Annotated in this window: 17 protein-coding genes; 9 read left to right on the top strand and 8 right to left on the bottom strand. The window is 46.1% G+C overall.

All coding sequences use genetic code 11. The features are described from left to right. Window positions 1-13: 13 nt before the first annotated feature. Window positions 14-415: a DUF4440 domain-containing protein gene (locus ACOZIO_RS20710; RefSeq protein WP_421595683.1), complete on the bottom strand. Its 402-nt coding sequence runs from the start codon at window positions 413-415 to the stop codon at window positions 14-16. Between the two features lie 592 nt (window positions 416-1,007). Continuing rightward, window positions 1,008-1,283, bottom strand: a complete 276-nt coding sequence (locus tag ACOZIO_RS20715) for a hypothetical protein (protein WP_129955545.1) — start codon at window positions 1,281-1,283, stop codon at window positions 1,008-1,010. Window positions 1,284-1,351: 68 nt separating this feature from the next. Between ACOZIO_RS20715 and ACOZIO_RS20720 the strand changes: the two genes are divergently transcribed. From ACOZIO_RS20720 to ACOZIO_RS20740, 5 genes are all read left to right on the top strand, one after another. Next, window positions 1,352-1,483 carry a hypothetical protein gene (locus ACOZIO_RS20720; protein ID WP_274383999.1) on the top strand — a complete coding sequence of 44 codons (132 nt, stop codon included), beginning with the start codon at window positions 1,352-1,354 and terminating at the stop codon, window positions 1,481-1,483. 698 nt (window positions 1,484-2,181) lie between these two features. Continuing rightward, a complete protein-coding gene (locus ACOZIO_RS20725) occupies window positions 2,182-2,634 on the top strand; it encodes a GNAT family N-acetyltransferase (protein WP_112152623.1) in 453 nt (150 codons plus the stop codon). A 273-nt stretch (window positions 2,635-2,907) separates the two neighbouring features. Further along, on the top strand, window positions 2,908-3,171 hold the full coding sequence (locus ACOZIO_RS20730; protein WP_129990896.1) for a hypothetical protein: 264 nt from the start codon (window positions 2,908-2,910) through the stop codon (window positions 3,169-3,171). A gap of 2 nt (window positions 3,172-3,173) precedes the next feature. Then, window positions 3,174-3,794 carry a class I SAM-dependent methyltransferase gene (locus ACOZIO_RS20735; protein WP_217158161.1) on the top strand — a complete coding sequence of 207 codons (621 nt, stop codon included), beginning with the start codon at window positions 3,174-3,176 and terminating at the stop codon, window positions 3,792-3,794. Between the two features lie 529 nt (window positions 3,795-4,323). Further along, complete coding sequence (locus ACOZIO_RS20740; RefSeq protein WP_266061310.1) at window positions 4,324-4,857, top strand: cysteine hydrolase family protein; 534 nt, start codon at window positions 4,324-4,326, stop codon at window positions 4,855-4,857. A gap of 124 nt (window positions 4,858-4,981) precedes the next feature. Here ACOZIO_RS20740 and ACOZIO_RS20745 read toward each other — a convergent pair whose 3' ends face one another. Beyond that, the gene (locus ACOZIO_RS20745) at window positions 4,982-5,362 is read right to left on the bottom strand and encodes an ArsR/SmtB family transcription factor (protein WP_217138404.1); all 381 of its coding nucleotides are present in this window, start codon (window positions 5,360-5,362) and stop codon (window positions 4,982-4,984) included. Between the two features lie 129 nt (window positions 5,363-5,491). Here ACOZIO_RS20745 and ACOZIO_RS20750 point away from each other — a divergent pair, with 129 nt between their 5' ends. Next, window positions 5,492-6,925 (top strand): MFS transporter, encoded by a 1,434-nt coding sequence (locus tag ACOZIO_RS20750; RefSeq protein WP_129955542.1) that lies wholly within the window; start codon window positions 5,492-5,494, stop codon window positions 6,923-6,925. 29 nt (window positions 6,926-6,954) lie between these two features. Here the strand turns inward: ACOZIO_RS20750 and ACOZIO_RS20755 are convergent, their stop codons facing one another. The 3 genes from ACOZIO_RS20755 to ACOZIO_RS20765 all read right to left on the bottom strand — a co-directional run bounded on the left by ACOZIO_RS20755 (window position 6,955) and on the right by ACOZIO_RS20765 (window position 8,780). Continuing rightward, on the bottom strand, window positions 6,955-7,224 hold the full coding sequence (locus ACOZIO_RS20755) for a hypothetical protein (protein ID WP_421595664.1): 270 nt from the start codon (window positions 7,222-7,224) through the stop codon (window positions 6,955-6,957). A 185-nt stretch (window positions 7,225-7,409) separates the two neighbouring features. Beyond that, entirely contained in the window at window positions 7,410-8,159 is a 750-nt protein-coding gene (locus ACOZIO_RS20760; protein ID WP_421595665.1) for an alpha/beta fold hydrolase, read from the bottom strand. 60 nt (window positions 8,160-8,219) lie between these two features. Next, window positions 8,220-8,780, bottom strand: coding sequence for an RBBP9/YdeN family alpha/beta hydrolase (locus ACOZIO_RS20765; RefSeq protein ID WP_421595666.1), 561 nt, complete (start codon window positions 8,778-8,780; stop codon window positions 8,220-8,222). A 124-nt stretch (window positions 8,781-8,904) separates the two neighbouring features. Here ACOZIO_RS20765 and ACOZIO_RS20770 point away from each other — a divergent pair, with 124 nt between their 5' ends. Then, on the top strand, window positions 8,905-9,348 hold the full coding sequence (locus tag ACOZIO_RS20770) for an Lrp/AsnC family transcriptional regulator (protein ID WP_129990903.1): 444 nt from the start codon (window positions 8,905-8,907) through the stop codon (window positions 9,346-9,348). 184 nt (window positions 9,349-9,532) lie between these two features. Here the strand turns inward: ACOZIO_RS20770 and ACOZIO_RS20775 are convergent, their stop codons facing one another. Together ACOZIO_RS20775 and ACOZIO_RS20780 are read right to left on the bottom strand one after the other, a co-directional pair. Beyond that, complete coding sequence (locus tag ACOZIO_RS20775; RefSeq protein WP_039275448.1) at window positions 9,533-9,910, bottom strand: ASCH domain-containing protein; 378 nt, start codon at window positions 9,908-9,910, stop codon at window positions 9,533-9,535. A 158-nt stretch (window positions 9,911-10,068) separates the two neighbouring features. Further along, window positions 10,069-10,305: a hypothetical protein gene (locus ACOZIO_RS20780; protein WP_034789686.1), complete on the bottom strand. Its 237-nt coding sequence runs from the start codon at window positions 10,303-10,305 to the stop codon at window positions 10,069-10,071. A gap of 330 nt (window positions 10,306-10,635) precedes the next feature. On the opposite strand from ACOZIO_RS20780, the gene ACOZIO_RS20785 reads away from it, so the two are divergent. Next, window positions 10,636-11,862, top strand: coding sequence for an IS110 family transposase (locus tag ACOZIO_RS20785; protein ID WP_421595667.1), 1,227 nt, complete (start codon window positions 10,636-10,638; stop codon window positions 11,860-11,862). 249 nt (window positions 11,863-12,111) lie between these two features. Then, on the top strand, window positions 12,112-12,849 hold the full coding sequence (locus ACOZIO_RS20790; RefSeq protein WP_129991782.1) for a hypothetical protein: 738 nt from the start codon (window positions 12,112-12,114) through the stop codon (window positions 12,847-12,849). Window positions 12,850-12,876 lie beyond the last annotated feature (27 nt).

Genomic DNA, 12,876 nt, shown 5'->3' on the forward strand with positions numbered 1-12,876 from the left:
GTCATTGCCAAACTTATACCGCACCTGCCTCTGGTGTTCCCTGATGGAAAGCCAACTCCCATTGCCCCTTGTCAGAATACACCCAGCAAGAAGAACGTAGGGATGCTCGGCTGCCGTCCGAATTAAACGTCTTGTAGTGCAAAATGGCGCAGTACTCTCCTATGCTGAGCAGCCGGAAATCACTGCTAAGAATGATCGTTGGACTTAATTCGCCAGTCAGAGATGCTATCGTCTCCGCGCGGTCAACTATTACGCCTGACCGTGTAATTTCCCGAAATTCCGGATGCAAAATCTGTTCAAGCAATTTCCAATCATTCCTCCGGGCACCGTGAAGACTGCATTCGAGTGCTTTCAGCTTTTCCAAGAGCATTTTGCTCCCCCTAATTGAACCCTGACAGTTGAATGAATTTATCATAATAGCCAAGGCTAATCTTTAATGCCCCCGAGAGGTAACTTTGAAGTGGTCGACATACATTGGCCAAGATATGAGAGCTTTTCTTGAACAACTTAACGTCCGCTTTTGGCACTCAACTGCCTGTCATGCCTGCTTTAAAAACTGGCTTAACGTAGGATACTTTCAGCTTTCCAGGTGGCTGCCAATCAGGCTATATCATTTTTTAACGGAACTGATTGTGGCTAACTGTTTGTTTCCGGTTGCTTTCACGATGGACGTTTACCGTGGCCCCACAACTTACAGGCCAACCAATTGCATCTTTTTGACGCTCGCATTGAAACAATATTTTTTGAGCAACTTCTTCCTCAACAGCATGGTGCGTACTCGGTGTAATTGAGACAGGACTCATCTGGCCCTCCATTTGCCCCGGGAGAACCATCAACCAGAACGAACCCATTAACGTTGTGTTGCGTTGATGACCATCTGGACGATGCGTCCGCATGGGCGAACGATGTTGACGCCAAATAAACGAGAACTGTAAATATATAGATTAGTTTCAGACGCATAAGCAGCACCTTTTTGGAAAAACACTATTTGCCTGAAAGCGCTTACCTTAATTGCTACATGGGATGGCGGTGCCGCCTTTACCAGCCGCACCGCCTTTACCTCCTTTACCGCCCTGCCCGTTGTTACCGTCCTTACCTGGCTGCCCATCTTTACCGGAATGCCCGCATTTTACCGTCACTGCCTTAAGGGAACTGGCCTGGTCTGCTGACACAGGGATTGTGGCTGTACTGTTCTGCGTTATAGCATCTTCAGCATGTACTGCACCCGACAAGCAAAACTCAGTACAAAACAAAAATGCTACTAATTTAAGATTCATATTCACAAAGAAGTCTCCTCAACTGCGTGTTATAAAAACTGCCAGATCGTGTGATCTGGCAGCATGGGATTTATATGACCACCATCGCCACCATTATCGCTACCGCTTCCTCCGGTTCCCCCTGCTCCGCCATCGCCTGCAAGAATAATCAGATGGTCAACAGAAGATGTATTGAAGTGATGGAGTGGTTCCGCTGCTCTGGATAACCCGTAAAGGAGATAAATAACAACGCTGCAATTCTGCTTACTTTCATAATTAAAACCTCATTGTCAAAAGTTGGGGTTCTATTTCTGGTAAAAGAATGCCTAATAACCTTGCAGAATAAACATAGCAACCGATTTTTGAGGTCTTTATTTAATAATGTAATATTATATTTCCTTGCGAGTTTTTTATTGTTGTTGAGCGGGTGATTTATTTTAAATTTTTATTTTTTGTTTATGTATTGTTTACGTGGGTAGTTAAATAATCTGTTTTCAATCCATTCTTCCAGTTATTGTAAAAGCTAAATTCAATATGAAGAATGATTGCTTTGTCAAAAAAGCTTAATAAACATAAAGGGAAATGATTACGTGTGAATTTAAAACCAGCAGTGATGAGATTCAACGCAAATGATCTCACTCTGCTTTTGTAGGGCTTGCCTGGAAACCGAACAATACCCTGCGTTAAGCCTGTTTTTTAAGCAGGCATGACAGGCAACTTTGAGCGAAATATCTGCTGGCACTGGAAGTGCGAAAGTCGTCCTTACAGAAGCCATAAAAAGCTTGCCGAATGTCTCAGGGCGTGAAGCGGACATAGCATCACCGGGATAGCCAGAAATCAGAGTTGTCCCATCACCGGTTTCGGGATGCTGCTTTTCCAGGCAGGATACTCTATGCTGGTGAGAATTACTTTGTAGGATATGAACATGATAACAGTAGAGAAATCAGATCCATTTTCTTCAGAATCCCATCGATTAATCGAGATGCTGTCAGCTGAACTTGCCGCTATTACGGGTGATAACGGCAAAAGCAATTTCACTGTTGATGCAATGAATGGTGATAAAGCGTTATGGGTATTGGCAAAGAATGCTCATGGCGATGCGATAGGATGCGGTGCTATCCGGCCATTAACGCAAAATATAGCCGAGCTTAAAAGAATGTTTTCAGACCGAAGTGTGCCAGGCGTGGGTAACGCTTTACTCACTTTCCTGGAAATCTCCGCAAAAGAAATGGGATATCTCGAACTGAGACTGGAAACCCGACATATCAACCATCGGGCCGTAAATTTTTACAAGAAAAATGGGTATGTCCGTATTGAGAATTATGGTCCATACACAGGCAGAGAAGAGGCCGTCTGTTTCGCAAAAACATTGTGCTAATTGCATTAATGGATCCTGATGCCCGCGCCTGGCACCAGAAAAAAGAATTGTCATACCTGCTACGCGCGAGGGGCAGACCTCGCAATATCCCCTCATTTAGTGACCTGCAAATACCGGCTTTTTATGTCATATCTGCCTGATCTCACCTCCGTTAATCATGTTTAATACCGCGAACTTTGGCAATAGGTCATCCTCAAGAAAATCACAGGTTGCCTCTTTTGCAAACAATGTATACATTGTATACATCAATTGCAGATTGACGCTGAGGAAAACATGAGCAGAAAAAATAATGTAGTAACCGTAAGATTAACTGATGAACAACTGAAGGTTTTCACAGACTGGAAGGAAAAATTAGAGGGTGAATTAGGGATCGATGTGCCTTTGGGGGCTGTTATCCGTAGGGCATTAGATGGCGCTATTCAAATGTATAACCAGCGTATGGAGCATGAAGTCCAGGCGGAAGTAAATCCGGACGAACGCACTGCCCGAACACAAGGTGCTAACGCCTATATCAGTGACTACAAGGAAGGGAAATAATCATGACCATCATCGACAGTAAAGCACATCACGCAGGGTTCAGAGAGCATTATGTCGATAATGCTAAGCCAGTGTGGGATATCGGTCGCCCGCAAAAACCTTTCATCGAAAGCGCCTCTGATATACGTGGGCCAATCTTAGATATTGGCTGTGGCACGGGTACGCTTGCCACTTATTTCGCTAAGCGTGGTGAGCAGGTTACCGGGATTGATTTTGTCGAAGAGGCGGTCGGGCGTGCTGCCGCGAAGGCGAAAGCAGCGGGTCTTAACATCGACTTTATGGTTAAAGATTTTTTCACTATTGGCAGTTGGGATCGGAAGTTTCGGAGCATTATTGACAGTGGGCTGTTTCATATTTTTTCAGGCGATGAGGTGAGAAAGGCTGCTTACCTGGATATCGTGAGTAAATTACTCAGCGATAATGGCCGACTTTATGTTCTGGCCTGCAAAAAAGAAACCGGGATCGATGCAGGTGTTAACGCTGATGAGATTTTTGAGACCTTCCGTGAACGCTTTATCGTTGAGTCATTGCATGAGTTTGAGGCCGAAACCGTCATTGACGCAGCGGAAAACATCCCCGGCAAGCAGTGGCTAAGTTATTTTGCGGTGATTAAAAAACGCTAATGTTAAAGGGGACTGCGTCCCCCATTTTCAGGATCTGAGGTTCCGGGATAAAAGTGAGAATCAAAGTTCGAATCCTGCTGTTCGGGCATTTCTGAATCATCTGATTGAACATTTTTAAATTCTTTTAACCTGCCTGAGTATATTCAGGTCGTCAGAATGATGAATCTGTCCGCTATAAACGAGGGGCGGAAGCTGGTTTCCCGCGCCTTTGCACGGTAAATATCGGGCAGCAAAGGCAGCGCTTCGTTCAGATTATATATTGAAATCGATATTTATTTGATGTTATAAGAAAAAAGCAGTTTTATGATCCCTTCTGTTTCCTGTTCCTGATATTCAATGAATAAGTCATAAATGAAGGTTAGAAAATGATTAAGTCAGTTCAGCCAACAATGACAGTCACCACCACCGCATCTTGCGGCGGTGTGGGCGTATCTGTGACTGGCTCCTGACAAAACAGATCCTCACTCCCCGCCAAACCGGACGGGGAAGAAAATTTCTCCGTTCATAACATTCTGAATGGAGACACATCGTGATTTCATCTGATAATGCACTTTTAGTCATTGATATGCAGCAGGGGCTTTTCCGTGGCCCGGCCTCTCCGCATTGCGCAGAAGCTGTTCTGTCGAATATTTGTTTGCTGATTGCAAAAGCGAGGCAGGCTCAGGTGCCCGTCTTTTTTGCCCGCCACACCGGACCTGATGACTCCCCCTTCTCAGAGCAGAGTCCGTTAACACAGCTGATACCCGAAATGAACGTTAACGCTGAGCGGGATATCGTCTTTATTAAAAAGTACCCCAACTGTTTCCGCGATACCGACCTGCAGCTTCAACTCTGCCAGCGAGGAGTGAAGCAGCTGGTTATCGCCGGGATGAAAACAGAATTTTGTGTGGATACTACCTGTAGAGCCGCGTCGGAACTGGAATTCAGGACCGTGCTGATTTCAGATGCGCATACAACAATGGATAACGATCATTTATCAGCAAATGAAATCATTGAACATCACAATGTTACGCTTGCCGGACCGTTCGTGTCGCTTTCGACCGCGGCGGGCTGGAGCTTTTGATGAACTAAGAGCCGTCCGCAGGACGGCTAAAAAGGCTGATTTTCGCTCCTGGCACTCAGGGGACAAACACGTGACGCTGAGGGTCTGCTGCGAGCGAATAGAGGACTTACGCGCTCAATTCCTTTTACTTCTCCTCTGCGCGTGCTTTCTGTTCTGTGGATGGCATCGGCAGATTCCTGGTTGTTGATTCCTGTGTCAGTGCGTCGTTTTCCACAGCACCCAACAAAGCATCCAGCAGCCCGGGAAAGCGAGCATTAAGATCTTCCCGGCGCAACGATAGTAAATTTTCGCGCCCGAAAGGGCGCTGCCAGATAACGCCACTATCCCGTAAGACACGCCAGTGGTGAGTCAGCGTCGATTTAGGAATCCCACTCAGCACGGCGCTACAAGCATGCTCACCGCCGCCCGCCAGCACCCGAACCACCGTCAGACGTAATGGATTCCCCAAAGCTGTCAGCACATTTTCAAGACGTATTTGTTCCGCATCAGGGTGTTTAGAAAGCATGGGGTTTCTCAGCAGATTGTAAACATGCCAACACTATACTTTAAATTTTATCGATTGACTAATGTACGAGTACATACATACATTAAATGTACGCATGTACTCGAACATTAGTTCATTTGGAGATTATTTATGGTTACTGCCTTACGGGAATCAGGTGCCCCTCGCTTTCAACACCTCAGCCTTGCGCTGCTTGCCTTCGCCCAACTCATGTACTCCCTTGATATCAATATTGTGTTTGTAGCACTACCGGAAATTGGATCGGGACTGGGGTTTTCGGAGCACACGCTCCAGTGGGTGGTCAGTGCTTATACGGTATGCTGTGGGGGATTTTTATTGTTCGGTGGACGAGCAGCAGATCTTCTGGGGCAACGTCGGGTTTTTATCGGTGCGTTATGGCTCTACGCGCTCTCCTCACTGGCAGGTGGATTAGCGTGGAGTCCTGTCGTCATTGTCATTGCACGAGCCATACAGGGTATAGGCGCGGCATTACTTTTTCCTGCCACGCTTTCGCTTATAAACAGACTGTTCGAGGAAGGGCCGTTGCGCAACCGGGCACTGGCAGTCTGGGGCGGCGCAGGCGCAAGTGGTCTTACACTGGGATCACTCGCGGGCGGGATACTTACAGGTGTCTATGGCTGGCCGTCAGTATTTTTCGTCAATGTTTTATTGGCAGCGATTGCAATATGCGCCGCTTTTTTTGTGTTACCGAAGGACAGTTTCCAGGAAGTGCGCCGCAGCTTCGATTTGCCGGGCGCTGTGACAGTCACCACAGGAGCAATTCTGCTGGTTTATGCTCTGGTTCAGGGGCCTGAAGAGGGTTGGTTGTCAGAGCATATTCTCTTATCACTGAGTCTGTCAGTGGTATTTCTGCTGGCGTTTGCCGCCATAGAATTTCGCAGCCCTGACCCATTAATGCCGGTACGATTATTCAGGAATCGAAGTCTGACAACAGGCATGGTGATCACGTTTATTTATATGGGAACCTTCGGTGCTCTGCCTTATTTTCTGACAGTTATGTTTCAGAACATTATGGAATACAGCGCCTTGCAGACCGGCCTGGCGTTTATAGCGCCTTCGCTGGCAATTTTTGTCGGAACGCAATTCGGAGCCCGACTTGCAAATAGTCTGTCGTTACGCAAAGTTTTACTGGCCGGTTTTTTAACTGGAATTGCGGGTACGCTGGCACTGGTTCCATCAGCCTATTCAGGTGCATCTTATTTAAGCGTATTACCGGGACTGGTCATTTCAGGAATAGGCCAGGGAATTGTCTGGACGGCAATGTGGGTAGCTACTGGTTCAGGCGTAAAGCATTACGAGCAAGGGGTTGCTTCAGGTATGGCTTCTACAACGCTGAATGTTGGTAACGCTATTGGTATTGCTCTGTTAGTTGCTTTATCCGGAAGCGGGACCGTAAGTCTGCATCAGGTGAACTCTACAAACAGTCTCCAAAATGCCTTACAAATCGCATTTTATCTGGCTGCAGCGGGACAAATTGCAGGGCTTTTTGTTTCCTGCCTGTTACCTTGCAAAGCTGCAACTGATTTGCCAGCAGAAATAACCTAGCAGAAAATCAGTATCCTTTGCCGATGGCTTCAGATGAAAAGTATTAATGTGGAAGACCTGCTTATGGCGGGTCTTTTAATTTGCAGCTTGCGCTGGGAGGTGCGCGAAAATTTCAACATGCTGCTGTACTGACCTGCATGTGAACGCTCGCTTCTGGCACCAAGCGGACTAGCCAGTTGATTCGAAGGTCCGGTTTGAGCGATGAGCGGATGCTCATAACATCCTTTCGCTTTCGTGATAGCGGCAGGGGGACATAAAAAATCCTTCCAAAGAAAGGTAATAATTAATGAATGCTCCATTCTATTTTCTTAGGCAATCATTAACCTCATATACATTTTCATTGTTACGCTCCCTACCGTCATGGACGGTGAGTGAAGATATCATCTACATATTACAGCACTCATCGTGTCCGTTCTTTTAGTAGATAATGGGCTTAAAGATATGTTTAAGTGAAAGAATAAGCTTGTTTTGAAGTTAATTGCTATCAACTCAGTATTTCAGCCACTCTTTGGCCGAAGGTTGTGGGATCCTGTAACATCATGAGATGACCCGTTGAAGGCATGACAGTGACACTTTTCGCGTGCTGAGTTGCCCAGTCGGGAACATCCCAGCCACTCGCTGAATGTTCACCCGCCAGTAAATGCACAGGGACAGAAGTAAACACGGTTTTGACCAGAGTTTGATAGCCAGGGTCCCCGGTGACCTCGACAACTGACCGGGCCATGGCAAGCAGCGTTGAAGCTGGCTGATGTTTAAGCCAGATTGTCGCGATTTGTATTTTGTCAGACTGCGGATCGATTCCGGAGCCCTCCAGCCAGGTTTCTGGCGAACCTTGCATATCCGCCAACATGGATTCGACTTGCGTTAATGTCATTTTCGCGATGGTGGATGTCCAGAACGCATCTTTAAGAGAGAAGTTGCCTTCTACACTGACAATCTCCTTAACGCATTCGGGATATTTATGCGCAAACGCGTAGGCCACAGCACCCCCGACAGAATGACCCACAAGGCTCACGGCGGATCCCTGATATTCGGCCTGGATCACCTCATAAATCCGTTTCACCTGCCCCCAGATGTTTATTTTCTCTACCGGTATATCGCTGCGTGCGCCGTAGCCGTTAAGGTCAGGAGCAATAACGGGCCGATCGCCCAGCGGTCTGTGAAATTTCGGATCATTCAAAGTACCTATTAAGCCGTTGATAAATATGACAGGTGTATTGGACGAATTGTTCATTTAGCTTTCCGTAACAGGTGTGGCGTGAATTTTTTGTGTTTAAGGAGCCTTTAAGTGGATTTATTTATATCCGGAGGCGCTTAGGGACATGGCAATAAGCTCTTTTAACCATGCTCGCCCTTGAGGCCAGTCACCGAGTCCGCTGGCTGCGTTGATATGCCCTCGCTCACCGATATTGACCAGACTACTGCCCCAGGCATCGGCACAGCACTGGCTGTAATGGATATCGGCATAAGGGTCATTGGAACTGGCAATCATCATGCTCGGAAATGCGAAACGCTTTTCACTCCGGGGAACACTAAACCCCTTAGCCTCTTCTGGAAACACATCGCGTGTGGGATCGGGTACCGCGACCAGCAACGCGCCTCTCACAACCGTGCGGCTATATTGGGCCCAGTTAGCAACCTGCAGGCAGCCAAGACTATGGGCGACCAAAATGACGTCTGGCCCGGCCTTTCTGACGGTAGTTTCTAAATTTTCGACCCACTCTTCGCAAACCGGATGATCCCAGTCTTGTCCCGAAATGAGGGTCATTGACGCGTCAGTTTGTGTCCATAGCGTTTGCCAGTGTCCGGAGCCCGAGTTGCCAATTCCCGGAAGAAGCAATATTGGAGATGTCATGTCTTGATTCCCAAAGAGGTGTTCACATAATGTAGGCGAATGACACATCGTTCCTGAATGGCAAGTCATCGAAATACAGCCCGATTAACCGATGATTCATCTACATTTTGAGCAAAGGATTAGCATGGAGCTTGACAACAAAGACCGGCAAATTTTGGAAGCACTTCAAATGAACGCACGTCAGAGTCTGGCCTCTCTGGGCAAATGCATTGGCCTTTCGCAGCCAGCGATGAGCGAACGGGTCAAAAAACTCGAAAGTGCAGGCGTCATTGAAGGATACAGCGCACGCGTCAATTTGCGAGAGATTGGACTGGGATTACAGGCGATCCTGCGAGTACGCACAACCCACCAATACATCAAACACTATCTGACGTTATTTAACGATATCCCTGAGGTGATAGAAGCTGACAGGATCACAGGAGAGGACTGCTTCATCGTGCGTTGTGTTTTTTCTCAACCGGCTGATTTGGAAGCCGTCGTCGATGCCCTGGCGGTTCATGGTTCAGTGACCACATCGTTAGTTCTGTCTAATGCAGTGCGTAAACAGGTGCCTGTGCGCCCGAGGTGACCGGTTCACATTTGATCGACATGGCAGGATATTAGCAAGGTCCGATTTAGGCACCAAGCTGCTGCAGGTGAGGCCCATCAGGCTGCTATGAGCGAACAGCGGACTTTATGCTTGGATTAGAAATGGTATTTAGAGGTTTCACACAGGCAAAATCTGATTCGGTTAAACCTTTTCACGCCGAGTTTTACCGAATTATTATCAAGCGCGCAGCGTTAAGAACTGAATCATCGATCTCGTAAAACTTTCGTGCTGCGCGTGTTGGAAAAGGATTCTCAATTTTTTTGATTGTTTTTATCTCCCAAGCTAGCCAACCGGCTTCATAATAAGATGCGCAAGCTTTAGGGATGTCATCTTGCCTAAACTCTCTGATTTCTCCCAAGGTAATGATAGCTAAGGCGGTTCCGACCTCCTCTTGGCCATCGACCGTGAGGAAGTGTTCATTTTCAACCAGTAATATCTCTTCCCCTGTTCGGACGTCAGGCGGCCATCGCCTTATTTCCAGCGTTTTTAGGCCATTTGCGATTTGAGTTCCGGCAGGCCGAACGATTGAAAGTGCTTTCATCGGGTTCCCATCAGCTTAAGATAATCGATTGATTCTAAAACATGACACTCGATAAATCATATCTTCGGTAGAATGGTCGTTTTACTGAATGCTCAACTATTAAGGTAGATAAAGATTATTAAGGTCCGCTCCTGGCACACAGCAGATGTTCAGGCCCATCAAGATTCCTGCTTTGCTGGCGGAAGCAATTTTTTAGCTTCGTTAATGAGCTTTTCAATCTCTTCCAGAGGGATGCATCCTTCGTAACAAGAGAAAGAGAACTCATGAGTTACATCGGAATAGAAGACTTCAGCAATTTGCCGGAGCGGGGATGTTCCAGCCTCAAAAAGTTCGAGGTACATCCCATCACGGATGACATCGCTTCCACGGGTTAGGTTGTATTGGATCTTAGCCATAAATTTAATTTTCCATTTTTCCAATTAATGAAGCCTCTGTTCGAGCGCAATAAAACGTAAAATATGCACCAGAAGGTAACTTGCACAGATCCGCAAAGAGCGAGATATAGTCATTCGCACCCTGAGAATTACACTTTGAAGTGATTCAGGGTATGCGCTTACTGCTTACGAATATTGAGCGAGAATCATGCGATGATCGCCGCTTTTCTTTCGAGCCAGTAGGTGCTCCACGTTCGCTAACGAATACTCAGGGCATGCAGATAAACTGCTGGCTATATTTCTTTCGAAGAGCGTGGAATGCATACCAATCCCCGGTAAGAGGAGTTGGTTATGATTGCGATAGATCAGTTTGCTGCTCATGTTGGTCTGGACTGGGCGGATAAAAAACACGATGTCTGTGTTCAGTTTAAAAACGGTGAACGCGTATTCGATGTGATTGAACATACAGCAGAAGCGCTTGATGCCTGGCTCAACGCGTTGCACAAACAGGTGAAAGGCAAAATAGCTATCGCCCTTGAGCTGAAGAAGGGCCCCGTGGTATATGCTCTTCAAAAATATCCCTTTATCACCGTTTTCCCCGTCCACGCTTTGTCACTGGCTCGTTATCGGCAAGCCTTCTCGCCCAGCGGCGCTAAAGATGATCCGCAGGATGCCGAGTTAGCATTAGAGTTAATGCTACGCTATCCCCAAAAGATAAAAGCCATTGAACCCGACAATGCGGATATCCGGTTACTCCAGCAACTGGTTGAGCAGCGTCGTCAGTTGGTTGAAGATAAACGCCGTTTTGTGAACCTGATAATCAACACGCTTAAACAGTATTATCCTCAGCCCCTGGAGTGGTTCTCACATCTGGGTAGCTTACTGTTGTGTGAACTGATTATACGATGGCCCAGTCTGCAACAACTGAAACGAGCCAGGCGCGAGACGATCCGCAACTTTCTCAATGCCAAAGGCGGTCACGCAATGGCCCTTACCGAGCAGCGTGTTGTAAGTATTGATAACGCGATCCCATTGACGACAGACCCGAGTGTTATAGAGGCTAATGCTTTGATGGCAACCGCACTGGCGACACAAATTAAAGTCGTGAGTGAAATCATCAAAACCTATGACGTACGAATCGAAACGCTGTTTGACACATTGCCAGATGCGGGGCTGTTCAAATCACTTCCGGGTATGGGCCCACGTATGCTTGCTGCACTGGGTGATAACCGAGACCGGTTTAACAGCGCTGAAGAAATTCAAAACTACGCAGGTATTGCACCGGTGACAGAACGAAGTGGCCAGAAATCCTGGGTTCACTGGCGATGGCAATGTGCGAAGTTCGTCAGGCAGACCTTTGTTGAATGGGCTGCCAAGACGGTTAACTCATCATACTGGGCCAAATTGTATTATCAGGGGCAGCGAGAAAAGGGAAAATCTCATCAATCCGCGATCCGGGCTCTGGCATTCAAATGGCTAAGGATCATTTACCACTGCTGGAAGACCAGAATCCGCTATGACGAAGCGAAATATTTGCTGGCACTGGAAGAGCGAAAATCGCCCTTACTGATGCCGTAAAAAACTTGTCGAATGTCTCAGGGCGTGAAGCGGAAGTTAACTCGCCGCTGACGATGATAGAGGTTTGTTGTGAATTTATTCGGTTGAAGATATAGCTAAATTACTAGGTGACTGCAGATACTATGAATTGTGCACAGTATCAATAAATTTTATAAAAAATTACCGCGTAGTATTGAATTACTACGTTGTTATGCCAGAATTTCATTAACTAGATTTTCTATTACAATACTACGCAGTGTAAGGATTAGCATGAGAACATTTACCCTTGCTATTTGCACACTTCTTTTTGCTTGCACAAACCCTTATCCTGTATCCGTACCTAAGCCAGGTAACTATCATGGTATTACTTTAAATGCAGACTACGATGCACTTGTAAAAAATGTACACGACTACGGTGAAGAACTGAGTCAAAAGTCACATAAATTACAGTCTCAGAAATATGCCTATACTGATTTTGGCTACCTTGGTTCAATTGTGTCAGTTATTGCCGCAGCAAGCGGTACTTTAACGACTGCATTATATAGCGGAGGTGCTGCTGTTGGAGGAGGAATGGCTGCTCAGCACTATAATTATGACTCCCAGATTCAAAATTATAGTGTAGCAAGGAAAAAAGTTCAGTGCATATACCGAAAGCTTAATGAAAGAACTGTGAATGAATCTTTGTTAATAAAGTTTGATACCCATAGCGATATCGCCAGGATTCTAACCCCTTCTATTAATAATGCTTTGGATGATATTTATTTTGAACTTGATAGTAAACAATCTTCTATCGATCTTAAAACGCCTGATTTAAAGCTTTTAGCTGATGCATTCTCTAAACAAAAAGAAATATCCCCAAAAATAGCCAGCCTTAACAACGGACCATTACCTATTAATAACTATGAGAATAAGTCAAAAAATGAAGAGGATAAAATAATTCTTGCTCAAAATATACAAATGGCAGTATCTATATGTAAGATTTTAGGTGATGCCCCGCAGGGGGAGTAGAAGATTCATGTTTAGTTTAATTTTTGT

It is taken from the genome of Rahnella sp. PD4 (assembly GCF_049199325.1).
Taxonomy (GTDB): Bacteria; Pseudomonadota; Gammaproteobacteria; order Enterobacterales; family Enterobacteriaceae; genus Rahnella; species Rahnella perminowiae.

Coding starts and splice junctions, on each gene's coding strand:
- ACOZIO_RS20710 (WP_421595683.1), bottom strand. CDS start 415: ATGATAAATTCATTCAACTGTCAGGGTTCAATTAGGGGGAGCAAAATG.
- ACOZIO_RS20720 (WP_274383999.1), top strand. CDS start 1,352: ATGACCACCATCGCCACCATTATCGCTACCGCTTCCTCCGGTTCCCCC.
- ACOZIO_RS20725 (WP_112152623.1), top strand. CDS start 2,182: ATGATAACAGTAGAGAAATCAGATCCATTTTCTTCAGAATCCCATCGA.
- ACOZIO_RS20730 (WP_129990896.1), top strand. CDS start 2,908: ATGAGCAGAAAAAATAATGTAGTAACCGTAAGATTAACTGATGAACAA.
- ACOZIO_RS20735 (WP_217158161.1), top strand. CDS start 3,174: ATGACCATCATCGACAGTAAAGCACATCACGCAGGGTTCAGAGAGCAT.
- ACOZIO_RS20745 (WP_217138404.1), bottom strand. CDS start 5,362: ATGCTTTCTAAACACCCTGATGCGGAACAAATACGTCTTGAAAATGTG.
- ACOZIO_RS20750 (WP_129955542.1), top strand. CDS start 5,492: ATGGTTACTGCCTTACGGGAATCAGGTGCCCCTCGCTTTCAACACCTC.
- ACOZIO_RS20755 (WP_421595664.1), bottom strand. CDS start 7,224: ATGGAGCATTCATTAATTATTACCTTTCTTTGGAAGGATTTTTTATGT.
- ACOZIO_RS20760 (WP_421595665.1), bottom strand. CDS start 8,159: ATGAACAATTCGTCCAATACACCTGTCATATTTATCAACGGCTTAATA.
- ACOZIO_RS20765 (WP_421595666.1), bottom strand. CDS start 8,780: ATGACATCTCCAATATTGCTTCTTCCGGGAATTGGCAACTCGGGCTCC.
- ACOZIO_RS20770 (WP_129990903.1), top strand. CDS start 8,905: ATGGAGCTTGACAACAAAGACCGGCAAATTTTGGAAGCACTTCAAATG.
- ACOZIO_RS20775 (WP_039275448.1), bottom strand. CDS start 9,910: ATGAAAGCACTTTCAATCGTTCGGCCTGCCGGAACTCAAATCGCAAAT.
- ACOZIO_RS20780 (WP_034789686.1), bottom strand. CDS start 10,305: ATGGCTAAGATCCAATACAACCTAACCCGTGGAAGCGATGTCATCCGT.
- ACOZIO_RS20785 (WP_421595667.1), top strand. CDS start 10,636: ATGATTGCGATAGATCAGTTTGCTGCTCATGTTGGTCTGGACTGGGCG.
- ACOZIO_RS20790 (WP_129991782.1), top strand. CDS start 12,112: ATGAGAACATTTACCCTTGCTATTTGCACACTTCTTTTTGCTTGCACA.